Below are 25,115 nucleotides of genomic sequence, written 5' to 3' on the forward strand. Positions count from 1 at the left end.
AAATGGATAATTAGAGGTGCGGACGAGGAAGCGGCTTTTGCAGCACATCTCGCAGCGCCTCTTCCAAATCAAAATAACGGAAACCGAAACCAGCCTCTTCTATACGTTTCGGCAATGCTCTTTGGCTGCCTAACACCAATACCGCGGATTCTCCCATCAGTAGCCGGATAACGGTGGCAGGGACGCGCATAAAGGCCGGGCGATTCAATACGTCCCCCAGCGTGGCGCTGAACTGCTCATTATGTACCGGATAAGGCGCAACCATATTGAACGGGCCGTGCAGCTCGTCGCTGGTTAGCAGGTAATGAATGCCATTGACCATATCATCCAGATGAATCCATGGCAGATATTGGCGTCCATCTCCGATAGGTCCACCCAAGCCCAGCCGGAAAATCGGCAACATTTTTGCCAGGGCACCTCCGTCGGCAGCCAGCACTACGCCGGTACGCAACAAACACACGCGCGTCTGCGGGCTTTCTGCCGCCAACGCCAGATTTTCCCAACGTTGGCAAAGCTGATGGGTAAATTCATCATGAGGAGTTTCTTCCTCAGTGACAAAAGAGTCGCCCTGATCGCCGTAAAAACCCACGGCAGAGCCAGAAATTAGCACTTTAGGCGGTTGCTGACCGGCTTTAATCAGATTGGCGATACGCTCGGTTATTTGCCAGCGGCTTTGGCACAGACGTTCTTTTTGCTGCGCCGTCCAGTGCTTATCTGCAATAGGTTCACCGGCGAGGTTAATTACCGCATCAAAGTCATCGAGGTTCTGTCGGTCATCTAGCGTAGACCAGCAGGTAACCTGTTGACCTAACACCCGTTTAGCGCGCTCGGGATCGCGGCTCAGCACGGTCACGGTGTGCGAGAGGCTTAGCAGTCGCTGGGTCAGGCTGCGGCCGATCAGCCCTGTTGCGCCGGTTATCAAGATACGCATGGTAAACCTCCGTTTATCTCTGGCCCAGTTTCACCCTCGGCGCAGTTCCTGATGATCTAATCATCACATCAGTTTGTCTGCGGAAAATCTGAGTAAAAAGTCTTTTTCGCGCTCTTTTAGCATAGGCGATCCGGGGCATTTATCCCACGATAGAGAGCACATCCTGAGTGAATTATTTCTAACAGGCTGCGGCGATAAATGGCCAGTAACCAAATGATATTTCGATTAATAAACCGCGAGGAAACGGATAAAACGAGGCATTCCAGAGAAAATCACTGGATTGCTCAAAATATTCGATTAATGACTTATCTCTTTACTTTCGCTGCCGATAACACTTTATAGGTATTGGCGAATGAGTATGAGCGAGAAAGCGATGAGCTGCCAGCGCGGTGAAATAGCAAGCCTGAGTTCGAAATAGAGCAGGCAACGCGGTCTGCGAAGTCATCAGCTTGCCAGTGTCTGTGTAGGGGATTTTCTGATATGAGGTATAAATGCCCCACTGCGGGGCATTGATGGCAACTTAGCTGGCTTTGGCTAGCTCATAGGCGCGTAGCGTTGCCGGGCGGCTGGCAATGCTCTGGAACCAGCGTTCGACGGCGGGATAGTCGGCCAAATCGATATTCTGATTTTTATGGGAAACAACCCAAGGATAAGTGGCGATATCGGCAATACTGTAATTTTCACCGGCCAGGTAGGCGTGTTTTTGCAGTTGGGTATCTAACACACCGTACAAGCGCTGGGTTTCTTTCTGATAGCGTTCAATGGCGTAAGGTATTTTTTCGGAAGCATAAATGCTGAAGTGATGATTTTGGCCGAGCATAGGGCCAAAACCGCCGACCTGCCAGAACAGCCATTGCAAGGTTGCCGTGTGTTCACGTAGCTCAGCGCTCAGAAATTTACCACTCTTTTCAGCCAGATACAGCAAGATTGCGCCGGATTCAAAAATACTGATGGGATCGCCGCCGCCGTCTGGACGATGATCGACAATTGCCGGGATCTTATTATTCGGTGATATAGCGAGAAAATCCGGTTTGAACTGATCGCCGGCGCTAATATTTATCCGGTGAAGATTATAAGGTAGTCCAGCTTCCTCTAAAAACAGGGTGATCTTGTGTCCGTTAGGGGTTGGGGCGTAATAGAGATCGATCATAACATTCTCCAAAGCGACATCAGACAGGGGGAAATAACGACTTCATTTGTTTTTTAACACCAAAACAGGCTCAGGCACATGGAAACAAGGTAACAAACTGAGAGTGAATAAGTGAAGATAAATTGATCTACGTATTGTCCACAAATCTACAGTAAATAAGAGAATTCAGTGTGACTTTGATAGGTTACCTGAATCAAAATCACTTCAACGCTGGGGCACAATTTAGCCATAAATATGACGAGTCCCCTTATTTATACTTGCTTGCAGGATTTCTGCTAGAGTGGAAACACTGTGTCGAGGGAGCTTAAGTACACATGAAACTCAATATTGAGATTAACTGCTCTTATGTATGTGAGCCGATATACAGGAAGGATGGCAGCCTACTCGCTGCTGAATTGCTCAGCCGTTTTACGACAAAGCCTTTGGATTTACCGATTAATCCGGAAGATTTTTTTAACGAGTTAGACAGCGAGGGGAAAGGAAAACTGTTCCGCGATCAGCTGTTGGCAGCGCAGAAGTATAGCCAGTGGTTTATCGATAATCAGGTACTGCTTTCCATCAATATTGATTTTGATACGGCAGGAATTATTGTCAGAGACAGCGAATTGCAGGCGTTACTAAATACCATGCCGTTTTTGCGTCTGGAATTAATGGAGACTTTCTCCAATTTATCCGATGGTAACAACAATCCGTTGCTGCGAGACTTGGTTAAACTCTATCCACTATGGTTAGACGATCTTGGACGCGGAGATTCCAGTCTGAACGCGGTGACGGCCAATATCTTCGAATATGTCAAAATTGATAAGCACTTTTTCTGGCAGCATAATAAGCACACCTTCCCAATTCTGATTAATAACGTCAAAAAATACTGCGAAGGCGTTATCGTTGTTGGCGTAGAAAATCAGATCGAATCCGAGCAATTGCAGGGCAGTAATATTGATGCCATGCAGGGTTATTTATTTAACTCTCTGACTTTGGATGAACTGACCCAAACACCCCGCTAACAGGTCGTTAAGTTATGCGGTTAACTTTCCTGCACCAACTGACGATTTTCTCTACGATAATACCGGTATTGCACAAATGAAGGCGCTGTTTTACTCAATGCGCTGGTAATAAGTCGTTTATTCTCGGAATAATCTCAATTATTGAATGTTAAACTAGGCCGTATTTATTAATGAGGGCTGAGACGGCGATAACCTGCCAGACGCCGTTGCTGATGATCAAAAATAAGGTGATGCCATGAAGTTAATGTTTGCTTCTGATCTACATGGTTCGCTTACTGCAACCGATAAAGTATTGGAAATTTTTAACCGTAGCGGTGCGCAGTGGCTGGTTTTGTTAGGTGATTTGCTCAACCACGGGCCGCGTAATGCTTTGCCGGAAGGCTATCAGCCGGCGCAGGTTGCCGAGCAACTTAACGCTTACGCTGATCGGATTATTGCCGTGCGGGGAAACTGTGACAGTGAAGTGGATCAGATGTTGCTCAACTTTCCGATGATGGCACCCTGGCAGCAGATTATTTTACCGGAAAGACGGTTGTTTTTAACCCACGGTCACCTTTATCATCCTGCGGAACGTCCTCCATTGCGTTGCGGGGATGTCTTGGTTTATGGTCATACACATCTGCCGCAGGCTCAGCTACAGGGTGATGTTTTTTGTTTCAATCCCGGCTCGGTCAGTATTCCTAAAGGCGGTAATCCAGCGAGCTACGGCATGTTGGATCAAGGTGAGTTGCAGGTTTTGACCCTACAAGATGATAAACCTCTTGCCCGGTTGGTTTTAACCGATGAGTTTTAAACGCCGAGGGTTATCGTCGGTTAAAAATACGCGTTTTACACATACTTATAATGTTGTTTTTGAAAAACACTTGATCAACAAATGCGCGCTTATCGTCGCGCCCAGATAGAAGGTTTCAGAGGATGGTGGAGCAAAATCCAACAGTGAGCACGGAATGGGTTGATATTGTTGATGAGCAAAATGAAGTGATTGCTCAGTCCAGTCGTCAACAAATGCGTGCTCAACGTCTGCGCCATCGTGCTACCTATATTGTGGTGCATGATGGTATGGGGAAAATTCTGGTACAGCGTCGTACTGAAAGTAAAGACTTCTACCCGGGTAAACTCGATGCAACGGCGGGGGGAGTGGTGCAGAGCGGTGAAAACTTCCTCGAATCCGCCCGTCGTGAAGCGGAAGAAGAATTGGGTATTGCCGGCGTGCCTTTTGCCGAGCACGGCCTGTTCTATTTTGAAGAGGAGTGCTGTCGCGTGTGGGGCGCATTATTTAGCTGTGTTTCTCACGGGCCTTTTGCGCTGCAAGCGGAAGAAATTGATGAAGTGCGTTGGATGTTGCCGGAAGAAATCACCGCTCGTTGTGATGAATTCACTCCGGATTCTCTGAAAGCGCTATCTTTGTGGCTGAGCCGCAATAACGAACAGGATTACGGTAAGATTACCGTTCGGGAAGATTAACTTCGCCGATAATCTCGCGGTTATCAATAAGTGTTGCTGGCAATGAATAACAAAAGGCTCCGAATAATCGGAGCCTTTTTCATATCGAATATGAGTAAAATCTTAGCGAACGATAATACCCAATAGAATGCCCAGCGCGCCGAAGTCAGCGTCGCTGAAGGTCGTATTGGCAAAACCAATATCACCCAGCACTGGCAGTAGGAATACCGGCAAGAAGGTAATCAGCAGGCCCTGGGCGAAAGCCCCCAGAATCGCCCCGCGACGACCACCGGTCGCGTTGCCGAACACGCCCGCAGCGGCACCTACGAAGAAGTGTGGAACGACGCCTGGGATAATCACCGTCATATTCAGTAGGTACAGGGCAAACATACCAATCAAACCGGCGGCGAAGCTGCTCAGAAAGCCGACCAATACCGCATTGGGTGCGTAAGGGAATACGACTGGGCAATCCAGCGCAGGTTTGGCGTTAGGTACCAGTTTGTCTGAAATGCCTTTAAATGCCGGTACAATTTCTGCAATCACCATGCGTACACCTTGCAGAATGATATAAACACCCGCTGCGAAGGTAATGGACTGCATGATAGAGAACATAAACCAGTTTTTGCCGCCGCTCAGTTCTTTCACCACATCGGCCCCGGCAAACAGGCAGGTTACCAGGAAGATAATGCTCATGGTGAAAGAGATGGCAACTGGCGTATCCCGCAGGAACAGCAGGCTTTTCGGCACGTTCATGTCTTCGGTCGAATGTTCTTTATTACCGAATTTGCTGCCGATAAAACCGGCCAGCACATAAGATAACGTCGAGAAATGGCCAATAGCCACGTCATCGGAACCGGTTACTTTTTTCATGTACGGATGAGCAATCGCAGGGAAGAACACCATTGCCACGCCGACGACCAATGAACCAACGGCTATCAGCGTAATACCGCTCATGCCCGCCGTTGCCAGAATCACTGCCACCATCATTGACATAAACAGCGTGTGATGACCGGTCAGGAAGATAAATTTCCATGGGGTGAAACGGGCGATCAGAATATTGATCACCATAGCGAAGAACATGATCATCGCCATTTCTTTACCGAAGCTTTTTTGCGCCACGGAGACAATGGCTTCGTTGTTCGGTACGACGCCCTGAATACCAAAGGCGTGCTGGAAAATGTTAGCGAAATCACCCAGAGAGGAAACCACCAGACCGGCACCGGCACCCAAAATCACAAAACCCATGATGGTTTTGACAGTGCCTTTAATACATTCGGTTACGGGTTTTTTCTGAGCGATTAGGCCGATTAAGGCGATAAAACCGACTAATACCGCCGGTTCGGACAACACATCGCTCATCAGAAAACGAAAGAAATCCATATTGACCTCCGCTTACAGCGCGCCTAATTCGGTTAATGCAACGGACAAACGCTCTTTCATGGCTTTTTTATCGATCATGTTATCCAGTGCGACAATTTTGCCCGTCACGGATTGCGCGATCAGCTGTTCGGCGATGTCTTTGGTGCCAACATAAATATCGCTCGGTGTGCCTTTGGCTGAGCCTAAATCCACATGATCGACTTCAGCGCTGACGGCCAGCTCTTTCAGAATGTTTTTAATACTGATTTCCATCATCAGGCTGGTGCCTAAACCGTTACCGCAAACCACTGTGATTTTCATTTTATTTCCCCTTGGAATTGGTGATCCCGATTGCTTCGGTGGTTAAACCTTCGCTAATCGCGGATTAATAGCGCGCAATGACAGATAAAATGTCTTGCGTCGTTTTGGCGTTTAACAGGCTGCTTACGTCATTATCGTTATCGAACAATTGAGCGAGTTGAGAGATAGCCTCAATGTGGCTATTGCTGTCCGTCGCGGCTAATACTATTAATAATTTTACCGGGTCGTTCTCTTCGGCATCGAAATTGACGCCGGAGGAAATGACCGTGAGCGCCAGTGAAAGCTTATTGACGCCTTCTTCTGGGCGAGCATGGGGCATGGCGATACCGGGGCCAACAACGTAGTAAGGCCCTATTGCCTCGTGAGAGCGATAAATGGCATCGACGTAGCGTGGTTCAACGGAGCCATTATCAATCAATGGCTGACATGAGATGGCGATAGCATCTCGCCAATCTTTGGCCTGTTCTACTACCTGAACGACATTCGCCGTTAACAATGTCTTTAACATGAGATGAGTCACTCCCGATAACAATTCACATGAGAGTAGATATTTCGCTCATTGATTAATGTGATGTTTATCGCATTTGATAGCGCTACCTGATAGCGCTATCAATAATTGTGATAGCGCTATCATTTAACCGATCCTGGTCTTTGGCTAAATCTGCCCCAGGCATATACAATGCGACTCGATATCTGCGCTGCTAATAGTAGGCGGAGCGCAACAGACAGGCTGAAAACGGTGAGTTTCAGCGGACAGGGAACCCAGAATGGAAAAAACGCGTAAGCGCCGTAACACCGGGAGAGTCACGCTGCAAGAGGTGGCCAACTACGCCGGTGTCGGAACCATGACCGTTTCTCGTGCATTGAGAACCCCGGAGCAGGTTTCTGACAAGTTACGGGAAAAGATAGAACAGGCAGTTGAAGAGCTTGGCTATATCCCTAATCGGGCAGCAGGTGCGCTGGCGTCTGGGCATAGCAATACCGTAGCGGTGCTGATTCCATCGCTGACAGATAAGTCCAGCTCGCGCTTTATGCAGGCTTTACAGCAGGTGCTGAATAAAAACGAATTTCAGCTGTTACTAGGCTGTCACGAACACAATCAGCACAAAGAAGCCGAAATTTTAATGACCTTATTGCAGAGTAATCCGGCTGCGCTGGTTATTTTTGGTTCTCAGCTGGCAGAGAAAACCTATCAAATTCTTGAGCGAGCAAATATTCCTACAGTGAATGTTGTTGGCTCGCGTTACAGCAAGGCTGAAATCACGCTGGAGGCGGCGTTTTTTGAAGCCGCGCATAAACTGACGGATCATTTGCTGGATCAAGGTTATCAGCATATTGGTTACGTGGGCGCGCATATGGATAACCGCTTGCAACGGCAATTGCTCAATGGTTGGCATAAAGCCATGCTGAGCCGCTACCAGAATTCAGATCAGATTGTGACGACTCCGGAAGCCGCCAGCCTGCAATTTGGCCGCTATGCGCTAACGGAAATGCTGTTGCGTCAGCCTGAGCTGGATGCGGTGATTTGTAGCCATGAAGATATTGCGTTGGGCATCATGTTTGAATGTCAGCGGCGTTTGCTGAAGATCCCCGGTGATATAGCCGTGGCTTGTCTGGATGGCTCAGACAGTTGTGACCAAACGCATCCTACCCTGACGTCTATTCGTATTGATTACAAAAAAATGGGGCGGGAGGCCGGGAAACTACTCATTGATATGCTCAATGATAGTGATGATGACGAAGAACCTCGGACGCAGACCTTCAGTTACCAGTTAGAGTTGAGACAAAGCAGTTAAGGCAGTTAAGGATAGGCGGGCAGATTTCACCGTTTAAACCATAAAAAACGCCAGCGCTAAGGCTGGCGTTTATCATTCAAACCGAAGCGTAAATTAAGACGCGTCGGCCTGAGCAGACTGAATAGCAGTCAGAGCGACGGTGTAAACGATATCGTCTACCAGTGCGCCACGGGACAAATCGTTAACCGGCTTGCGCATACCTTGCAGCATTGGCCCGATAGAGACCAGATCTGCTGAACGCTGTACCGCTTTGTAGGTGGTGTTACCGGTGTTCAGATCTGGGAAGATGAACACGGTAGCCTGACCTGCAACCGGAGAGTTAGGCGCTTTGGATTTCGCTACGTCAGCCATGATTGCCGCATCGTACTGCAACGGACCATCGATGATCAGATCTGGGCGTTTTTCCTGTGCCAGACGGGTCGCTTCACGCACTTTCTCAACGTCACTACCTGCGCCGGAATTACCGGTTGAGTAGGAAATCATCGCAACGCGTGGTTCGATACCGAAAGCGGCCGCCGAATCAGCAGATTGAATTGCGATTTCAGACAGCTGCTCTGCGGTTGGATCCGGGTTGATTGCGCAGTCACCGTAAACCAGAACCTGGTCAGGCAGCAGCATAAAGAACACGGAAGAAACCAGCGAGCTGCCCGGTGCAGTTTTGATCAACTGTAGCGGTGGACGAATAGTGTTCGCAGTGGTGTGAACCGCACCGGAAACCAGACCGTCAACTTCGCCTTGTTCCAGCATCAGCGTACCCAGAACCACGTTGTCTTCCAACTGTTCGCGGGCAACGACTTCGGTCATGCCTTTGCTCTTACGCAGTTCTACTAAACGTGGAACATAACGTTCGCGTACGGCAACCGGATCAACAATCTCGATACCTTTACCCAGTTCAACGCCTTGAGCGGCAGCCACTCGACGTATTTCGTCCGGGTTACCTAATAGCACGCACTCGGCAATGCCGCGTTCAGCACAGATTGCAGCCGCTTTTACGGTGCGTGGCTCGTCGCCTTCAGGCAGAACGATGCGTTTGCCGGCTTTACGTGCCAGTTCGGTCAGCTCGTAACGGAATGCCGGTGGAGACAGACGGCGTGAACGCTCGGAGGTGGCGCTCAGTGAGTCGATCCACTCGCTGTTGATATGGCTGGCAACGTAGTTTTGCAGCTTTTCAACGCGCTCATGGTCGTCCGCAGGCACTTCCAAATTGAAGCTTTGCAGGCTCAGAGAGGTCTGCCAGGTGTTAGTGTCAACCATAAATACTGGCAGGCCAGTCTGGAAGGCACGTTCACACAGCTGTTTGATTGGCTCGTCGATAGCGTAGCCACCGGTCAGCAGAATTGCGCCGATTTCAACACCATTCATCGCCGCCAGACAGGCTGAAACTAATACGTCTGGGCGGTCTGCGGAGGTGACCAGCAGAGAACCCGGACGGAAATGCTCCAGCATGTGAGGAATGCTGCGCGCACAGAAAGTCACGGATTTAACGCGGCGGGTATTGATGTCGCCTTCGTTGATAATACGTGCGTTCAGGTGTTTGCACATGTCGATTGCGCGGGTAGCAATCAGCTCGAAGCTCCATGGCACGCAGCCCAGAACTGGCAGCGGGCTGTTGGCAAACAGCTGAGTCGGATCGACTTTCGCTACGCTGGCCTTGGTGGAATCATCAAAGATTTCAGACAGGTCAGGGCGAGTACGGCCTTGTTCATCAACCGGGGCATTCAGTTTGTTAATGATAACGCCGGTGATGTTTTTGTTTTTGCTGCCGCCGAAGCTGGAACGAGCCAGTTCGATACGCTCTTTCAGCTGATCTGGAGAATCGTTACCCAGCGCCAGCACGAACACGATTTCTGCGTTCAGCGTTTTAGCAATTTCATAGTTCAGCGCGTTGGCAAACTGGTGTTTGCGGGTTGGCACCAAACCTTCAACCAGAACCACTTCGGCATCTTTGGTATTTTCGTGGTAACGCGCCACGATTTCTTCCATCAACACGTCCTGCTGGTTAGAACTCAGCAGAGTTTCCACGTAGTTCATATTCAGCGGCTCGGCAGCGGTGATGCTGGAGTTGGCGCGAATGATAGTGGTGGTCTGGTCAGGCGCATCGCCACCGGAACGCGGCTGGGCGATAGGTTTGAACACGCTTAAGCGGACGCCTTTTTGCTCCATGGAGCGAATGACACCCAGGCTGACGCTGGTCAGACCCACGCTGGTGCCAGTTGGGATCAACATAATTGTACGGGACACGGCTAAACCTCTTTACGGTTGCACTCAGGCGACGGTTCTCGCCTGCTGTCGGGCGAAAACAACACCGCCAGCCTTGGCTGACGGTGTTGAGGAGACTTATGCAGTCAGACGGGCTGCGTCTTGTGCGATAACAAACTCTTCGTTAGTTGGGATTACCATCGCCAGACGGCTGCCATCTTTAGTGATGGTGCCGGATTTACCGAAGCGAGCGGCCAGGTTACGTTCGTGGTCAATTTCGAAGCCCAGCAGACCCAGTTTATCCAGAGTCAGTTCACGTACCATAGCTGCGTTTTCACCGATACCGCCGGTGAAGATAACCGCGTCCAAACGGCCGTCCATCAGTGCAGTGTAAGCACCGATGTATTTGGCCAGGCGGTGGCAGAATACGTCCATCGCGCGCTTAGCGTCAGCTTTGGTGTCGTAGTTGTCTTCAACGTAACGGCAGTCGCTGGTGACTTCGGTCAGACCCATCAGGCCAGACTCTTTGGTCAGCATTTTGTTGATTTGATCAACGCTCATGCCCATTGCATCATGCAGATGGAAGATGATTGCTGGATCGATGTCACCGCTGCGAGTCCCCATGACCAGACCTTCCAGCGGGGTCAGACCCATAGAGGTATCGACACATTTACCGTTGCGAACTGCGGTAACAGAACCGCCGTTGCCCAGGTGGCAAGTGATCACGTTCAGTTCTTCCATTGGCTTGTTCAGAGCCTTGGCCGCTTCCTGGCTAACGAAGAAATGGCTAGTACCGTGTGCGCCATAGCGACGGATGCCGTGATCTTTGTACAGGCTGTACGGCAGGGCGTACAGGTAAGATTCTTCTGGCATGGTCTGATGGAATGCAGTGTCGAATACCGCGACATTTTTATTAGCCAGATTCGGGAAGGATTTCAACGCCTCAGCGATACCGATCAGGTGCGCTGGGTTATGCAGTGGTGCAAACGGGATCGAATCTTTGATACCCTGAATAACTTCATCGTCAATAATTACTGATGAAGTGAATTTCTCACCGCCGTGAACGATACGGTGGCCGACAGCAGTCAACTGGGCAGAAAGCTCTGGTTTTTGTGCCAGAATAGTATTAACAATGAAATTCAGTGCTTCGCTGTGCGCTGCACCAGCACCCAATGCTGCTTCTTGTTTGCCGCCATCCATTTTCCATTTGATGCGGGCTTCTGGAAGATGGAAGCATTCGGCTAAACCAGACAGGTGTTCTTCACCGTTGGTCGCGTTGATCACGGCGAATTTCAGGGAAGAACTACCGCAGTTAAGAACCAGTACTAGCTTACTCGACATGGAAGTACCTATTTATTGTCGTGTTTGCAATAAACACGTGGTTAATAAAACGTCAATCTGACCACAAGCGTAGCGCATAATGGTGATGACATTAATGATTAACATCATGCGATAAATGAAAAAGGCATGATGGTGGAAAAATCGCTGATCAAGTGTTTAAAACCTGGTGGTTAAAATGCATCAACGATTTAACAAAAATGATTAATTTGCTGCTAAAAGTTGACATATTGTGCGTCTTCTTCTAGCGGCCAAAAGGCCGGGCTAGGATACCGATAGCGCGCGCTAAAAACAAAATATATTTAATCCATCCAATTTATCATTGGTGGGTTGCAAGAAAATTTTAAATTTTGTCTTTGAAGTTGAGGTGAGCCATGACATCCAAACCTTCCGATTCCGTTAGCTGGTTTCAGGTCCTCCAGCGCGGGCAGCACTATATGAAAACCTGGCCATCAGACAAACGTCTGGCGCCGGTGTTCCCAGAAAATCGCGTAGTGAATGCGACGCGCTTCGGTATTCGCTTTATGCCGCCGCTGGCGATTTTCACGCTGACCTGGCAAATCGCGCTGGGTGGGCAGCTTGGCCCTGCGATTGCTACCGCACTGTTTGCCTGTGGTTTGCCGCTGCAAGGTTTGTGGTGGCTGGGCAAGCGCTCTATTACGCCGTTGCCGCCGACTTTGTTGCAATGGTTTCACGAAGTGCGCAATAAACTGGCTGACGCCGGGCAGGCGGTTGCGCCTATAGAGAAAACTCCGACCTATCAGTCGCTGGCTGAATTGCTGAAACGGGCGTTTAAACAGTTGGATAAAACTTTTCTCGATGATTTATAACTTTTGCAACGATAACTAAATACAAATCCGAGAGTCGGCAGCGGCTCTCGGTGAATCCTTTCACCAAACCCCCTGTCAAATCAAAGAATGGCCCGCTAGTAGTACCACTGAAAGATGCGCTATGCGATGATTTCACCATTAACTTGCCTTTCAGGAGATCATGATGGATATGACTAACGCCCAACGGCTGATCCTTTCAAACCAATACAAAATGATGACCATGTTAGATCCGGATAACGCCGAGCGTTATCGTCGTCAGCAAACCATTGTCGAGCGCGGCTTTGGTCTGCAAATGCGCGAGTTGGACCGTGATTTTGGTGAGTTAAGCGAAGAGACCTGCCGCACCATTATTAATATTATGGAGATGCACCACGCGCTACAGGTGTCTTGGGACAATCTGAAAGATAAGCAAGATCTGGACGGGCGCCGCATCGCTTTCCTCGGTTTCGATGCTGCCACCGAATCCCGCTACCTGAGCTACGTGCGCTTTATGGTGAATACCGAAGGGCGTTATACCCATTTCGATTCCGGCACTCACGGTTTCAATGCCCAAACCCCAATGTGGGATAAATATCAGCGCATGCTGTCTATCTGGCAGTCTTGCCCGCGTCAATATCATTTGAGCGCGGTTGAGATTTCGCAAATCATTAATGCCTGATTAATCACCCGCAAAGCCGCGACTGATCGAGCGAGACGAGGGGGAATAGGCCATTGGCTCGGTGGAGGTTTGTCCATTAAGGTGCCCATAGGTATATTAACCTCTCGTTGACCCGGCTCTGTGGCCGGGCTTGCCGTTAAACTCAATAAATAGCCTGATGATTTAGGTTTCAAGAGGATGTGCTTGTGGAGTGCAAAGGTTTTCTTTTTGACTTGGATGGAACGCTAGTAGATTCATTGCCCGCCGTGGAGCGAGCATGGATTGGCTGGGGAGCCAGGCACGGTATCGAATCATCGGTGGTATTGGACTTTATCCACGGGAAACAGGCTATTACCTCCTTGCGCCACTTTATGCCGGGGCAGAGTGATGAGGCTATTCAGGCCGAGTTTCTGACGTTGGAAAAAATCGAGTCGGAAGATACCGAAGGCGTCACCGCATTGCCGGGTGCAGTTGCGTTACTGGAGCGTCTGAATCAATTGGACATTCCTTGGGCGATTGTTACCTCGGGTTCCGTGCCCGTTGCGTCCGCCCGTCGCGCAGCCGCTCATTTACCGTTACCGGAAGTGTTTATCACGGCTGAACTGGTTACTCACGGCAAACCGCAGCCCGATGCCTATCTGCTGGGCGCGCAGCGTCTGGGGCTGAAACCGGAAGATTGCGTGGTGGTGGAAGACGCGCCCGCGGGGATTCTTTCCGGTCTGGCCGCAGGTTGTAAAGTGATTGCGGTTAACGCACCAGCGGACACGCCAAAACGGGATCAGGTTGATTTGATTCTGACCTCCCTTGAGCAAATCGCGATAGAGAAAACGCTCAACGGCGCGGTGATTCAGCGGGTTAAGTAGCTTTCCTGCTTATTCATTGAATCTGCGATAAAAACCAAGAGCGCCTTAAGGAGCTCTTTTTACGTTTACCGAGTCCCAGCTGCGACTTAACCGGCTGGAAGGGAAAAACTGGCCGCCAGACTCTCCAGATTTTGCGGTATCACCTTAATCACGCCGCCGCGCGGACTATCTATATCGGCAATCAACATAAACGAGAAAGAGATAACCAGCGGTAATATCAACAACATGATTTTTCGCCCTTTGCCGTTTTTAAAACCGTAGCCCACCAACGTGCAGCAGCAGATTGCAATAATACTCATCAACATCCATGCCGCCGGAGGAATACGGTTCCACCAAGCCGCTTGAGTGTAACTGGCTGAGTTCAATACATCGTTCATTCCAGCCAGTACCAGCGCCATCGGTGGCGTTGGCTGTTGCGCCGCAGGTTCAAGCAGCACAGTCCAGAGTTCATCCTGTAGCTGATTGGATTGCTGGTTAATTTCCAGCAGCCTGGCTTTATCGCGGGTGCGATAAAACAGAATTCGTTGATCTACGTAGCGTATCAGCAGGTCTTTGGTTTTATCTCGCGCGGCGGGCGAGAGCAGGTCGGCACGCAGATATTCAGTGCTAATAGCGTTGGCTTCCGCTTCTTCTTGATTTTTACGTAAATCGTAACGGCTGATAGCCATGGAAAAACTGAAGCCGATAATCAGCCCGAGTAGCGTCAGTGTCGCACCTTGAATAACGGTGAAGTTTTCCTGAGTGTTGCCATCCATGGTCTGTCCGCGACGAAAAAACGCCTGGCCGATAAGGGCGCAGCCCCACAGCACCAGAAAAGTCAGGAGAAACAGAACCAGCGGATAATTAGTGATATTAAGCATTTAGCGACCTTGCTCTTAGGGATAATTTCAGCGGTAACTGTCACGCGGCTGTTATACGGCCGCGTTTACGGAGTCACCCAAATCAGGCGGGTTGCCACCAATCTAGTATAGTCAGATGTTGCCCAAACCACCGATATGCTCACCATTAATATGGATATGTATCACTAACGAACAAACGACTCATTTCCGGCGAATAATCAGCAAATCGGCAATGAATTGGATAAAAATACGCCATAAAAACGGTATAAGACTGATAAGCGACAATTTTTTAATCAATATTGATCGCAGGCAGTTGAACTCGCGGCGTTTAATGCTTTACTGATAACGCCCAATCTTTGATTTCCGATTTGCCAGCGAGGCCATTTTGAATAGCGAACTATTGTGGGTATTAACTTTACTTCTGATAGCGATAGGACTGTTTACCACTAATAAATTGAGAATGGACGTGGTGGCGCTGTTGGTGATTATTGCCTTTGTGATGAGCGGCACGCTGACGCTGGCGGAGGCCACCAGTGGTTTTAGCGATCCCAACGTGATTTTGATTGCCGCACTTTTCGTGATTGGCGAAGGTTTGGTAAGAACCGGCGTGGCTTATCAGGTGGGGGATTGGTTGGTTAAGGTGGCAGGGCATAGCGAAACCAAAATGCTGGCTTTGCTGATGGTTACCGTAGCCGGATTGGGTGCCTTTATGAGTTCCACCGGCGTAGTGGCTATTTTTATTCCGGTGGTGCTAAGCGTTGCCAGCCGAATGAAAACATCACCCAGTCGTTTAATGATGCCCCTGAGCTTTGCCGGATTAATCAGCGGCATGATGACGCTGGTGGCGACGCCGCCCAATATGGTGGTGAACAGTGAACTGCTGCGAGAAGGCATTCAGGGTTTCGGGTTTTTCGGCGTCACGCCAATTGGCCTTATTATTCTGCTGTTGGGCGTAGGCTATATGCTGATTGCCCGCCGCTGGCTAGGCAGCAACGAACCGCGCTCAGATAAGGAAAAGTGGCAACGCCGAACTTTCCGCGATTTAATTCGGGATTATCGACTCACTGGCCGCGCGCGTCGTCTGGCAATTCGTCAACGTTCCCCACTGATAGGGCATACGCTGGACGAACTGCATTTACGCGCTCGCTATGGCGCTAATGTGGTTGGGATTGAGCGCTGGCGGCGTTTTCGCCGGGTGATGGTCAGCGCAACCGGTAACTCCGAACTACGAGAAGGGGACGTATTGTTGATCGATATGTCCGATTGTGACGTGGATTTACGCGAATTCTGTAGCGATCAATTGCTGGAACCGATGGTGCTGCGGGGGGAATATTTCTCTGAGCAGGCGCGAAACGTCGGTATGGCCGAGGTTTCTCTGATTCCTGACTCCACTTTGATCGGGAAAAGCCTACGGGACATGACATTCCGCAGTCGCTATGGCCTGAACGTGGTGGGAATTCGCCGTCACGGTAAAGCGATGGAAGGAAAGCTGGTGGATGAAAAACTCCAGTTCGGCGATATTTTGCTGGTGATTGGCGACTGGAAACTGATTCGCCAGCTTCAGTCTCAAACCAAAGATTTTATCGTACTCAGTTTACCGGCAGAAGTGGACGAAGTGGCTCCGGCTTTGTCACAGGCTCCTCACGCGCTGTTTTGTCTGGCGTTGATGGTCGCGATGATGCTGACCGACGAGGTGCCTAACGTGATTGCCGCGTTGATCGCTTGCCTGCTTATGGGACGTTTTCGTTGTATTGATATGGACAGCGCTTATCGCGCGATTCATTGGCCAAGTTTGATTCTGATTATTGGGATGATGCCCTTTGCGCTGGCGCTACAGAAAACCGGTGGGGTAGACCTTATTGTTCACGGCCTGATGGATGTCGCGGGCGGCGCGGGGCCTCGAGTAATGCTGCTGTGTCTGTTCGTGCTTTGCGCCACGATTGGGTTGTTTATCTCTAATACGGCCACGGCGGTATTGATGGCGCCCATTGCCATCGCGGCAGCGAGAGAAATGTCGGTATCACCACTCCCATTCGCCATGATTATCGGTATTGCCGCTTCCGCTGCCTTTATGACACCGGTTTCATCGCCGGTCAATACTTTGGTATTAGGCCCTGGTGGTTATAAATTTGGCGATTTTGTACGTATGGGCGTGCCGTTTACGCTGTTGGTGATGGCCGTTAGCGTGATGGTTGTGCCGCTATTATTTCCATTCTGATTAGCTTTCGTCCTTGGTGCCAAGAGAGGTTGGTGGCACTGACGTGAGCCAGCTCATTAGGATGGGTTCACGTCAGCGACGGATCGGGATTATTCCAAGGGATCGAGGCTGATTTCATCCAAAGACAGGCTGAAGCTAGGCACGAAGACTTCCATAAAGTAATCCATTTCCGGGCTTTTACGCAGGTCGAGAGTTTTCTCCAATCGCGTTTTTGCTTGGGTAAACTCGTGATTTCCCGCCGAAAGCTCTTCCAGACATTTCAGATAGGCGCACAGGGCATCAGCCTGTTTAACCAGCAGTTTCTCATCTTCACTGTAATAGTTTTCATCCAGCAAGCAGCGGAAATCATGCTGTAATTCGGTGGGTAACATTTCGATCAGTTTCTGCTGTGCCACTTTTTCGATTTTTTTATATTCGTGGGCAATCTGCGGATTGTAATACTTGATAGGCGTGGGCATATCGCCGGTAATCACTTCGCTGGCGTCGTGGTACATGGCTAACAGCGCGATGCGGTCGGCGTTCAGATTACCGTTGAATTTACGGTTTTTGATGATTGCCAGCGCATGAGCGACAAAGGCCACTTGCAGGCTATGTTCTGATACATTTTCCGTTCGAACATTACGCATCAGCGGCCAGCGATTAATCAGTTTCAGGCGGGATAGATGGGCGAAGAAGTGGCTCTGACTCATAATTTTCTCTCTTTGTTTTTTCTACGACGATAAATCGGTAATCAAACAGGGAGTCGGGGTAATTTTAGGTTTATAGCCTAACAGAAGAGGAGGCGGGTTTTGTAATTTCTCATCTGCGATAGCGATGATGTGACCAGATAACCTGGGTTGGGTTTTGAAAGCCTGACGGTTCAGTTGCTCCCCACTCGCGGAGACGGCGATAAAATGTCTCGAGCTATGCCGTAGCTTTCTGATAATTCGTATCGGATCAGGTTTGAAAGCCTTATTGTTCGGTTTTTCCCTCACTCGTCGTGGAGGCTTGCGAGCAGGGTTGACAGTCGCCCCCGCTCTGTACTTGGTGCGAAAGTGGGGTTCTGCGAATTTTCCTCGTACACTTTTCGTCCGGCGAGCCAGCGCTAGATTCAGCTGCGGGCGTTATCAGGATGCCATGCTTCCTGCCTCTGCGGCTCAAGGCGCGCTTTGAACAGCTGCCGGCCCACGTCCTGATTGCGCCTTATTAAAATCAAAACCATTTTTATGAATCGCTATTTGCCTTTCACCCTTGATAGGGTTTTTGACCCCAAGCTGGCCCTTTCACAGCACATGTGATCTGCCTAATGAAGAGCGAGTTGCGGCATTCCGCCAGCCGAAGCGATGAGCAAGAGAACCGACGCCGTGAGAAGGCGATAGGTACGGAGGTGCGGAGTGTTAAGACGTGGGGAATGGGGGGGCGCGTAGTCCCCCCAAATCAATTACTGATGGTATGTCTCTAGGAACCGGCCTAGCTTCCCGACCGCCATTTCTAACTCATCTACGCGCGGTAAGGTCACGATGCGCACGTGATCAGGGTACGGCCAGTTGAAGGCACTGCCTTGTACCAGTAACACTTTTTCTTGCAACAGCAAATCCAGCACTAGCTTCTGATCGTCTTTCAGATTGAAACGCTTGGCGTCGATACGCGGGAACATATACAGCGCACCGCGAGGCTTCACACAGGAAACCCCAGGGATCTGATTGATCAATTCCCAGGCGCGATCCCGCTGTTCATACAAACGACCGCCGGGCTGAATAAACTCACTGATGCTCTGATAACCTCCCAGAGCTGTCTGAATGGCGTGCTGCATCGGCACGTTGGCACATAAACGCATCGAAGCCAGCATTTCTAGGCCTTCAATATAACCTTTAGCGTGCTTCTTCGGCCCGTTAAGCACCATCCAGCCCTGACGGAAACCGGCTACGCGGTAAGTCTTGGACAAACCGTTAAAGGTCACGGTCAGCAAATCCGGTGCTAATGCAGCAATCGAATGGTGCTGCGCATCGTCATACAAAATTTTGTCATAGATTTCATCGGCAAAAATGATCAAATCATTCTGGCGGGCAATCTCAACAATCTCCAGCAACAGCTCTTTGCTGTATACCGCGCCGGTTGGGTTGTTCGGGTTGATAATCACAATGCCGCGAGTGCGCGGAGTGATTTTGCTACGAATATCATCCAGATCGGGGAACCAGTCAGATTCCTCATCACACATATAGTGCACGGCTTTACCGCTGGACAGGGAAACAGCCGCGGTCCACAGCGGGTAATCCGGCGCCGGTACCAGCATTTCGTCGCCAATATTTAGCAAGGCTTGCATGGATTGCACAATCAGCTCGGAAACGCCGTTGCCGATGTAAATGTCCTCCACCGTCAGATCGCGCATATCCCGCGCCTGATAGTGCTGCATGATGGCTTTGCGCGCTGAGTATAGGCCTTTGGAGTCGCAATAGCCTTGCGCCGTGGGCAGGTTACGAATGACGTCTACCAGAATTTCATCCGGTGCGTCGAAACCAAACGGGGCAGGATTGCCGATGTTCAGTTTCAGAACCTTATTACCTTCTTCTTCAAGACGCTTAGCTTCTTTTAGCACCGGGCCACGAATGTCGTAACAGACGTTGTCCAGTTTGCTGGATTTTTCAATGGGGGACATAAAACAGAGCCTTTTCACTGGTAAAAGCGTGTCCTGTTCCTGGAACACGGCAAGGTGTTCAATGTACTCCGCTGCCGCACATTTTTGAAGTTCTATACATCGCTTTACTGCAAATGTTTATCGAGGGTAACTGACTTATCATTTTTCCTGTTTCATTCATCATAAAAATCTTAATGATTAGATAAAATGAAGTGTTTGCTGTCTATTTTCTGATCGAAATGACGTGTTTCGGCGATAAAGCAACCGGTAACGCATAATATTCATCCAGCAATACTTATCAACTTAACGCGTTCCCTTACTATTTTTACAATAAAATATTGGCCAATTTCTTTTATATAATAAGTTGATAGCTAAATATTCATGTTTTTATCATACATATTGTAGATGCCAGTCTAAAAATGGCAGGGAAGCTAAAAACTATAAATAGGAAAACTATTAAGAACATTTAATGTAAGGGATTCATTCTCGCACTTTAGTAGAAAATCATTAGTTAAATCTTTTTGAAAAGATAAACCACCATCTCGGTGATAAGTTGTTTTTTTATATATAAAATAAGCGGCCATTAAGGTGAATTTAATTAAAAACAGTACATTAGAAGCATTAAATTTAGCGGCAAGAAATGGCGTTCCCCAGCATAAAAAATCTTCATTTATCGAAGATTTAGCGGTTTTTTGTGACGCTATTCATATAATTGGATGACTGGTTGGGAAAAGATGTTTTTGAAAAAGAGATAAAGATAACGAAATATAAGTTATTTTTTTGCCCTACTCTAATGAGTGGGGTACTGTCATACTTAACATTGTCTCATTTGATAATGTTGTTAGTTAAACACCAGGGTAGTTTGTAATTAGAATTCAAAAAAGTGAAGAATACACTATGACAAATGCAAATCGTCCGATAATTAATCTCGACCTCGATCTGCTTAGAACCTTTGTCGCTGTTGCTGACCTGAATACTTTCGCCGCCGCTGCTGCCGCAGTATGTCGAACGCAATCAGCCGTTAGCCAACAGATGCAACGGTTAGAACAGTTGGTTGGTAAAGAGTTGTTTGCCCGCCATGGGCGCAACAAGTTACTTACTGAACATGGTCTCCAGTTACTTGGCTATGCCAGAAAAATTTTGCGTTTTAACGATGAAGCCTGCACTTCTTTAATGTACAGCAATGTAGAAGGCGTGCTGACCATTGGTGCATCTGATGATACCGCTGATACGCTGCTCCCTTTTCTTTTGAATCGGGTGGCAACGTTGTATCCGCGTTTAGCCATAGATGTGCGGGTCAAGCGTGGGCCGGAAATTGCTGAGATGCTGAGCAGTGGTGAAGTTGATTTAGCGATCACCACGGCAGCAGTTGAAAGTCTTCCCCATCTGATGTTGAGAACCTCCCCAACGCTGTGGTATTGCTCTGCGGACTATCAGTTTGTCCCTGGAGAGGCCATTCCGCTGGTGGTGATGAATGAGCCAAGTCCATTTCGTGACATGGCAATAGAGCATCTGACACAGGCTGGTATTCCGTGGCGCATTGCCTACGTTGCTTCTTCGCTTTCGGCCATTAGGGCGGCGGTGAGGGCAGGGTTAGGTGTGACCGCCAGACCTATCGAAATGATGAGTCCGGACCTGCGGGTATTAGGCGAAACAGAAGGATTACCTCGGTTGCCTGAAACCCATTATGCGCTGTGCAAAGATGATGCATGTGAAAATGAGTTAGCATTGGCGATTTTTAGTGCCTTGCAAAATGGTTATCAGCCTTCATTGCTGACCGGAACAGAACCATCCCAGGGTTCCGAATTGTATATCGATAATTAATAAGAATTATTTAACATCTAGTGTTTCGTTAATCCCCTGTTTAAACAGGGGATTTTTCGTTTCTAAGACAGTAAAAACCTATTTATTACCGTTTTGTTGATATTTCGTGACTAAAGGCGCGTTTCCCACACTTATTTTGGGGTATAGCCCAAGACAGTCAGGCTGCAGTCTAGACTGATATCCATATAGCTCCCCGCAGTATTTTTTTTCTTTTCGTTAACACGTCTTCAATTGACTCAAAACGATGTTTCACTATTTTTAGTTTCAATAACAGCTTTTTATTTGTTAAGAAACTGCCTAATAACACTCAAAACGTGTTCTGGATCAAAAAAATACCCCTAGCTAGTGAGTGGAAGAACAGGTTATTCCTGCGACAATGGTATAGTAAAAACGAAAGATCCACGTTGCTTTATATGTGCATGATAGAACTCAACAAATGACTGACTCGATTTAGCTTTCGAGGTCGCACCAAATGTTAAGCAAGATCGTGCGTTTGTAAATTAATGTGTAGTTACTTTTGTCAAAGTTGACAAAAGGTTATTGAAAGGAGTAAAAAGCCCACAGTAAAACACTGGCTAAATAGTTGTAAAGACAGTGTCTTTGTGTGGTTATTATCCTTCCCTTGAATCGATGTGGTGCACAACTGCCGACACAAGAGCAGAACGTTCGACGCCACTTTTGATGAGTAAGCAATGAGTATGTCAACAACCACTGAAGTTATCGCTCATCACTGGGCGTTCGCTGTATTCCTCATTGGCGCTATCGGGCTGTGCGGTTTCATGCTGCTAGGTGCGTTCTTCCTGGGTGGGAGAGCTCGGGCCCGTGCCAAAAACGTACCCTATGAGTCCGGTATCGACTCGGTTGGCTCTGCGCGTATGCGCCTGTCGGCCAAGTTCTATCTGGTCGCCATGTTCTTCGTTATTTTCGACGTTGAAGCCTTGTACCTGTATGCCTGGTCGATTTCCATTCGCGAAAGCGGCTGGATAGGTTTCATCGAAGCCACCATTTTCATTTTGGTGCTGCTGGCTGGTTTGGTTTATCTGGTGCGCATCGGTGCTCTGGATTGGACTCCTGGGCGGTCGAACCGCCGCGTGAGCAAACCGAGCACGGTCACAAATTCCAAAGGTATTCCGCCCGATTTGCGCCAATAAATACAGCGAGGCATTAACATGGACTATACGCTAACCCGCATAGACCCCAACGGTGAAAATGACCGTTATCCCCTACAAACACAGGAAACCATCAGCGGCGATCCGCTCGAGCAAGACATCCATCGTAGCGTGTACATGGGTAAACTTGAGCACGCGATGCATGACATGGTGAACTGGGGACGTAAAAACTCACTTTGGCCGTATAACTTCGGTCTTTCTTGCTGTTACGTAGAAATGGTGACCTCGTTTACCGCTGTGCATGACGTGGCGCGTTTCGGGGCTGAAGTATTGCGCGCCTCACCGCGTCAGGCTGACTTCATGGTGGTTGCAGGAACCTGCTTCACCAAGATGGCTCCGGTTATTCAGCGTTTGTACGAACAGATGCTTGAACCGAAATGGGTTATCTCAATGGGTGCCTGCGCCAACTCCGGCGGCATGTATGACATTTACTCCGTGGTGCAGGGCGTAGATAAATTCCTGCCGGTGGATGTGTATATCCCAGGTTGCCCACCGCGTCCTGAAGCTTATATGCAAGCGCTGTTACTGTTGCAGGAATCCATTGGTAAAGAACGCCGCCCACTTTCCTGGGTTGTCGGCGATCAGGGCGTTTATCGCGCCAATATGCAGCCAGAACGCGAGCGTAAACACGCTGAGCGTATTGCGGTCACTAACCTGCGTACTCCTGACGAGATTTGATTCTGTCGATTTGACAGTCAATCTAGGTACGACAGCTAAATTCGCGGCGCACTGACCACGAAATGACCCCGGTAGTGATCAAAAAAGTTGTGGTGAAAAAAAATTATGACAGATCATACAACGACCGACAGCGCCCAGCCCGCATGGCAAACCCGCGATCATCTCGATGATCCGGTAATAGGTGAGTTGTCGAACCGTTTTGGGCCAGAGGCCTTTGTTGTTCAGGCGACCCGTACCGGCATGCCGGTAGTCTGGGTGAAGCGTGAACAATTGCTGGAAGTAATGTCGTTTTTAAGAAAACAGCCTAAGCCTTACGTTATGCTGTTCGATCTGCATGGGGTGGATGAGCGGTTGCGTACTCACCGCCAAGGTTTGCCTGATGCGGATTTCTCTGTTTTCTATCATTTGCTTTCTATTGAGCGTAACCGCGACATTATGCTGAAAGTGGCACTGTCTGAAAAAGACATGCACGTGTCCACAGCAACCAAGATTTTCCCGAATGCCAACTGGTATGAGCGGGAAACGTGGGAAATGTTCGGTATTACCTTTGATGGCCACCCGCATTTGACGCGCATTATGATGCCGCAAAGCTGGGAAGGTCATCCGCTGCGTAAAGACTACCCTGCTCGCGCCACGGAATTCGATCCCTTCGTGCTGACCAAGCAGAAAGAAGATATGGAGATGGAGTCTCTCACCTTCAAACCAGAAGATTGGGGTATGAAGCGTGGAACCGAAAATGAGGACTTCATGTTTCTTAACCTCGGTCCTAACCATCCGTCTTCTCATGGTGCTTTCCGCATTGTATTGCAGCTGGATGGCGAAGAAATTGTCGATTGCGTGCCAGACGTGGGTTATCACCACCGCGGCGCGGAAAAGATGGGCGAGCGTCAATCCTGGCATAGCTACATTCCTTACACTGACCGTATCGAGTATCTCGGTGGCTGTGTAAACGAAATGCCGTATGTGCTGGCCGTTGAAAAACTGGCCGGGATTAAAGTGCCGGAGAAGGTTGATACCATCCGCGTGATGCTGTCTGAACTGTTCCGCATCAACAGCCATCTGCTGTACATCAGTACCTTTATCCAGGACGTGGGTGCGATGACCCCGGTGTTCTTCGCCTTTACCGACCGTCAGAAAGTCTACGATGTGATTGAGGCGATTACCGGCTTCCGTATGCATCCAGCCTGGTTCCGTATTGGTGGCGTGGCTCACGATCTGCCACGCGGCTGGGAGCGTTTGCTGCGCGATTTCCTTGACTGGATGCCCAAACGTCTGGATTCCTACGTCAAAGCTGCTTTGCAGAACAGTATCCTGAAAGGACGTTCAATTGGCGTTGCTGCATACAATTCCAAAGAAGCGTTGGATTGGGGCGTCACTGGTGCTGGCCTGCGTGCCACCGGTATCGATTTTGATGTGCGTAAATGGCGCCCGTATTCCGGTTATGAAAACTTCGAATTCGAAGTGCCAATCGGTAATAACGGTGACTGCTATGACCGCGTAATGCTGAAAGTGGAAGAACTGCGTCAAAGCCTGCGAATTCTGGAGCAATGTTATAAAAACATGCCAGAAGGTCCATTCAAAGCTGACCATCCGCTGACTACGCCGCCGCCGAAAGAACGTACGCTTCAACATATCGAAACGCTGATTACTCACTTCCTGCAAGTTTCGTGGGGCCCGGTGATGCCAGCTAACGAGTCATTCCAGATGATTGAAGCGACCAAAGGGATCAACAGTTACTATCTGACCAGTGACGGCAGCACCATGAGCTATCGCACCCGGATACGTACCCCGAGCTATGCCCATTTGCAGCAGATCCCATCGGTAATCCGTGGCAGCCTGGTATCTGACCTGATCGTCTATCTGGGCAGTATCGATTTTGTAATGTCTGATGTGGACCGCTAA

General features: G+C 49.2%; 22 protein-coding genes. 12 read left to right on the plus strand and 10 right to left on the minus strand.

Going from position 1 to position 25,115, the window contains the following annotated elements; translation table 11 throughout:
- Positions 1 to 10 precede the first annotated feature (10 nt).
- Both ACQ4OC_RS06165 and ACQ4OC_RS06170 read right to left on the minus strand, forming a co-directional pair.
- A complete protein-coding gene (locus ACQ4OC_RS06165) occupies positions 11 to 931 on the minus strand; it encodes a TIGR01777 family oxidoreductase (RefSeq protein WP_064517185.1) in 921 nt (306 codons plus the stop codon).
- A gap of 520 nt (positions 932 to 1,451) precedes the next feature.
- Positions 1,452 to 2,081 (minus strand): glutathione binding-like protein, encoded by a 630-nt coding sequence (locus tag ACQ4OC_RS06170; RefSeq protein WP_064517187.1) that lies wholly within the window; start codon positions 2,079 to 2,081, stop codon positions 1,452 to 1,454.
- A 314-nt stretch (positions 2,082 to 2,395) separates the two neighbouring features.
- On the opposite strand from ACQ4OC_RS06170, the gene ACQ4OC_RS06175 reads away from it, so the two are divergent.
- The 3 genes from ACQ4OC_RS06175 to yfcD all read left to right on the plus strand — a co-directional run bounded on the left by ACQ4OC_RS06175 (position 2,396) and on the right by yfcD (position 4,549).
- Positions 2,396 to 3,085 carry an EAL domain-containing protein gene (locus ACQ4OC_RS06175; protein WP_064517190.1) on the plus strand — a complete coding sequence of 230 codons (690 nt, stop codon included), beginning with the start codon at positions 2,396 to 2,398 and terminating at the stop codon, positions 3,083 to 3,085.
- Between the two features lie 235 nt (positions 3,086 to 3,320).
- Positions 3,321 to 3,878: a phosphodiesterase gene (gene yfcE, locus ACQ4OC_RS06180; RefSeq protein ID WP_064517191.1), complete on the plus strand. Its 558-nt coding sequence runs from the start codon at positions 3,321 to 3,323 to the stop codon at positions 3,876 to 3,878.
- A gap of 122 nt (positions 3,879 to 4,000) precedes the next feature.
- Complete coding sequence (gene yfcD, locus ACQ4OC_RS06185; RefSeq protein WP_064517193.1) at positions 4,001 to 4,549, plus strand: NUDIX hydrolase YfcD; 549 nt, start codon at positions 4,001 to 4,003, stop codon at positions 4,547 to 4,549.
- 102 nt (positions 4,550 to 4,651) lie between these two features.
- Here yfcD and ACQ4OC_RS06190 read toward each other — a convergent pair whose 3' ends face one another.
- The 3 genes from ACQ4OC_RS06190 to ACQ4OC_RS06200 all read right to left on the minus strand — a co-directional run bounded on the left by ACQ4OC_RS06190 (position 4,652) and on the right by ACQ4OC_RS06200 (position 6,716).
- Entirely contained in the window at positions 4,652 to 5,908 is a 1,257-nt protein-coding gene (locus ACQ4OC_RS06190) for a PTS ascorbate transporter subunit IIC (protein ID WP_049597016.1), read from the minus strand.
- 12 nt (positions 5,909 to 5,920) lie between these two features.
- Positions 5,921 to 6,208 carry a PTS sugar transporter subunit IIB gene (locus ACQ4OC_RS06195; protein ID WP_049597017.1) on the minus strand — a complete coding sequence of 96 codons (288 nt, stop codon included), beginning with the start codon at positions 6,206 to 6,208 and terminating at the stop codon, positions 5,921 to 5,923.
- Between the two features lie 64 nt (positions 6,209 to 6,272).
- The gene (locus ACQ4OC_RS06200; RefSeq protein WP_064517194.1) at positions 6,273 to 6,716 is read right to left on the minus strand and encodes a PTS sugar transporter subunit IIA; all 444 of its coding nucleotides are present in this window, start codon (positions 6,714 to 6,716) and stop codon (positions 6,273 to 6,275) included.
- 259 nt (positions 6,717 to 6,975) lie between these two features.
- Between ACQ4OC_RS06200 and ACQ4OC_RS06205 the strand changes: the two genes are divergently transcribed.
- Complete coding sequence (locus tag ACQ4OC_RS06205; RefSeq protein WP_064517197.1) at positions 6,976 to 8,004, plus strand: LacI family DNA-binding transcriptional regulator; 1,029 nt, start codon at positions 6,976 to 6,978, stop codon at positions 8,002 to 8,004.
- Positions 8,005 to 8,097: 93 nt separating this feature from the next.
- On the opposite strand, the gene pta is transcribed toward ACQ4OC_RS06205, so the two are convergent.
- Together pta and ackA are read right to left on the minus strand one after the other, a co-directional pair.
- Positions 8,098 to 10,230, minus strand: a complete 2,133-nt coding sequence (pta, locus tag ACQ4OC_RS06210; RefSeq protein WP_064517200.1) for a phosphate acetyltransferase — start codon at positions 10,228 to 10,230, stop codon at positions 8,098 to 8,100.
- Between the two features lie 111 nt (positions 10,231 to 10,341).
- Entirely contained in the window at positions 10,342 to 11,544 is a 1,203-nt protein-coding gene (ackA, locus tag ACQ4OC_RS06215) for an acetate kinase (RefSeq protein ID WP_064517203.1), read from the minus strand.
- A gap of 371 nt (positions 11,545 to 11,915) precedes the next feature.
- Between ackA and yfbV the strand changes: the two genes are divergently transcribed.
- The 3 genes from yfbV (at position 11,916) to ACQ4OC_RS06230 (ending at position 13,871) form a co-directional block, all read left to right on the plus strand.
- A complete protein-coding gene (gene yfbV, locus ACQ4OC_RS06220; protein ID WP_064517205.1) occupies positions 11,916 to 12,371 on the plus strand; it encodes a terminus macrodomain insulation protein YfbV in 456 nt (151 codons plus the stop codon).
- Positions 12,372 to 12,534: 163 nt separating this feature from the next.
- A complete protein-coding gene (locus ACQ4OC_RS06225) occupies positions 12,535 to 13,029 on the plus strand; it encodes a YfbU family protein (RefSeq protein ID WP_064517208.1) in 495 nt (164 codons plus the stop codon).
- A 185-nt stretch (positions 13,030 to 13,214) separates the two neighbouring features.
- Positions 13,215 to 13,871 (plus strand): sugar phosphatase, encoded by a 657-nt coding sequence (locus ACQ4OC_RS06230; protein ID WP_064517209.1) that lies wholly within the window; start codon positions 13,215 to 13,217, stop codon positions 13,869 to 13,871.
- Between the two features lie 86 nt (positions 13,872 to 13,957).
- On the opposite strand, the gene ACQ4OC_RS06235 is transcribed toward ACQ4OC_RS06230, so the two are convergent.
- Positions 13,958 to 14,731, minus strand: coding sequence for a hypothetical protein (locus ACQ4OC_RS06235; protein WP_064517212.1), 774 nt, complete (start codon positions 14,729 to 14,731; stop codon positions 13,958 to 13,960).
- Between the two features lie 361 nt (positions 14,732 to 15,092).
- On the opposite strand from ACQ4OC_RS06235, the gene ACQ4OC_RS06240 reads away from it, so the two are divergent.
- Positions 15,093 to 16,928 (plus strand): SLC13 family permease, encoded by a 1,836-nt coding sequence (locus tag ACQ4OC_RS06240; RefSeq protein ID WP_306423362.1) that lies wholly within the window; start codon positions 15,093 to 15,095, stop codon positions 16,926 to 16,928.
- A gap of 89 nt (positions 16,929 to 17,017) precedes the next feature.
- On the opposite strand, the gene yfbR is transcribed toward ACQ4OC_RS06240, so the two are convergent.
- Both yfbR and ACQ4OC_RS06250 read right to left on the minus strand, forming a co-directional pair.
- Positions 17,018 to 17,617, minus strand: a complete 600-nt coding sequence (yfbR, locus tag ACQ4OC_RS06245; RefSeq protein WP_064517217.1) for a 5'-deoxynucleotidase — start codon at positions 17,615 to 17,617, stop codon at positions 17,018 to 17,020.
- A gap of 731 nt (positions 17,618 to 18,348) precedes the next feature.
- Positions 18,349 to 19,563 carry a pyridoxal phosphate-dependent aminotransferase gene (locus ACQ4OC_RS06250; RefSeq protein WP_049597027.1) on the minus strand — a complete coding sequence of 405 codons (1,215 nt, stop codon included), beginning with the start codon at positions 19,561 to 19,563 and terminating at the stop codon, positions 18,349 to 18,351.
- 876 nt (positions 19,564 to 20,439) lie between these two features.
- Between ACQ4OC_RS06250 and rovM the strand changes: the two genes are divergently transcribed.
- The 4 genes from rovM to nuoC all read left to right on the plus strand — a co-directional run bounded on the left by rovM (position 20,440) and on the right by nuoC (position 25,115).
- The gene (gene rovM, locus ACQ4OC_RS06255) at positions 20,440 to 21,366 is read left to right on the plus strand and encodes a virulence transcriptional regulator RovM (RefSeq protein WP_049597028.1); all 927 of its coding nucleotides are present in this window, start codon (positions 20,440 to 20,442) and stop codon (positions 21,364 to 21,366) included.
- Positions 21,367 to 22,058: 692 nt separating this feature from the next.
- Complete coding sequence (gene nuoA, locus ACQ4OC_RS06260) at positions 22,059 to 22,517, plus strand: NADH-quinone oxidoreductase subunit NuoA (protein WP_049597029.1); 459 nt, start codon at positions 22,059 to 22,061, stop codon at positions 22,515 to 22,517.
- 18 nt (positions 22,518 to 22,535) lie between these two features.
- Positions 22,536 to 23,213: a NuoB/complex I 20 kDa subunit family protein gene (locus tag ACQ4OC_RS06265; protein ID WP_049597030.1), complete on the plus strand. Its 678-nt coding sequence runs from the start codon at positions 22,536 to 22,538 to the stop codon at positions 23,211 to 23,213.
- Between the two features lie 105 nt (positions 23,214 to 23,318).
- Complete coding sequence (nuoC, locus tag ACQ4OC_RS06270) at positions 23,319 to 25,115, plus strand: NADH-quinone oxidoreductase subunit C/D (protein ID WP_064517220.1); 1,797 nt, start codon at positions 23,319 to 23,321, stop codon at positions 25,113 to 25,115.

The organism is Yersinia sp. J1 (assembly GCF_050586585.1).
In the GTDB taxonomy this organism is placed as follows: domain Bacteria; phylum Pseudomonadota; class Gammaproteobacteria; order Enterobacterales; family Enterobacteriaceae; genus Yersinia; species Yersinia entomophaga.

Excerpts from the sequence above, each read along its gene's own strand:
- yfcE (WP_064517191.1), top strand. The coding sequence starts at position 3,321 with ATGAAGTTAATGTTTGCTTCTGATCTACATGGTTCGCTTACTGCAACC.
- nuoA (WP_049597029.1), top strand. The coding sequence starts at position 22,059 with ATGAGTATGTCAACAACCACTGAAGTTATCGCTCATCACTGGGCGTTC.
- yfbV (WP_064517205.1), top strand. The coding sequence starts at position 11,916 with ATGACATCCAAACCTTCCGATTCCGTTAGCTGGTTTCAGGTCCTCCAG.
- yfbR (WP_064517217.1), bottom strand. The coding sequence starts at position 17,617 with ATGAGTCAGAGCCACTTCTTCGCCCATCTATCCCGCCTGAAACTGATT.
- ACQ4OC_RS06170 (WP_064517187.1), bottom strand. The coding sequence starts at position 2,081 with ATGATCGATCTCTATTACGCCCCAACCCCTAACGGACACAAGATCACC.
- ACQ4OC_RS06195 (WP_049597017.1), bottom strand. The coding sequence starts at position 6,208 with ATGAAAATCACAGTGGTTTGCGGTAACGGTTTAGGCACCAGCCTGATG.
- ACQ4OC_RS06190 (WP_049597016.1), bottom strand. The coding sequence starts at position 5,908 with ATGGATTTCTTTCGTTTTCTGATGAGCGATGTGTTGTCCGAACCGGCG.
- pta (WP_064517200.1), bottom strand. The coding sequence starts at position 10,230 with ATGTTGATCCCAACTGGCACCAGCGTGGGTCTGACCAGCGTCAGCCTG.
- yfcD (WP_064517193.1), top strand. The coding sequence starts at position 4,001 with ATGGTGGAGCAAAATCCAACAGTGAGCACGGAATGGGTTGATATTGTT.
- ackA (WP_064517203.1), bottom strand. The coding sequence starts at position 11,544 with ATGTCGAGTAAGCTAGTACTGGTTCTTAACTGCGGTAGTTCTTCCCTG.
- ACQ4OC_RS06165 (WP_064517185.1), bottom strand. The coding sequence starts at position 931 with ATGCGTATCTTGATAACCGGCGCAACAGGGCTGATCGGCCGCAGCCTG.
- ACQ4OC_RS06235 (WP_064517212.1), bottom strand. The coding sequence starts at position 14,731 with ATGCTTAATATCACTAATTATCCGCTGGTTCTGTTTCTCCTGACTTTT.
- ACQ4OC_RS06205 (WP_064517197.1), top strand. The coding sequence starts at position 6,976 with ATGGAAAAAACGCGTAAGCGCCGTAACACCGGGAGAGTCACGCTGCAA.
- ACQ4OC_RS06175 (WP_064517190.1), top strand. The coding sequence starts at position 2,396 with ATGAAACTCAATATTGAGATTAACTGCTCTTATGTATGTGAGCCGATA.
- ACQ4OC_RS06250 (WP_049597027.1), bottom strand. The coding sequence starts at position 19,563 with ATGTCCCCCATTGAAAAATCCAGCAAACTGGACAACGTCTGTTACGAC.
- nuoC (WP_064517220.1), top strand. The coding sequence starts at position 23,319 with ATGACAGATCATACAACGACCGACAGCGCCCAGCCCGCATGGCAAACC.
- rovM (WP_049597028.1), top strand. The coding sequence starts at position 20,440 with ATGACAAATGCAAATCGTCCGATAATTAATCTCGACCTCGATCTGCTT.
- ACQ4OC_RS06265 (WP_049597030.1), top strand. The coding sequence starts at position 22,536 with ATGGACTATACGCTAACCCGCATAGACCCCAACGGTGAAAATGACCGT.
- ACQ4OC_RS06225 (WP_064517208.1), top strand. The coding sequence starts at position 12,535 with ATGGATATGACTAACGCCCAACGGCTGATCCTTTCAAACCAATACAAA.
- ACQ4OC_RS06200 (WP_064517194.1), bottom strand. The coding sequence starts at position 6,716 with ATGTTAAAGACATTGTTAACGGCGAATGTCGTTCAGGTAGTAGAACAG.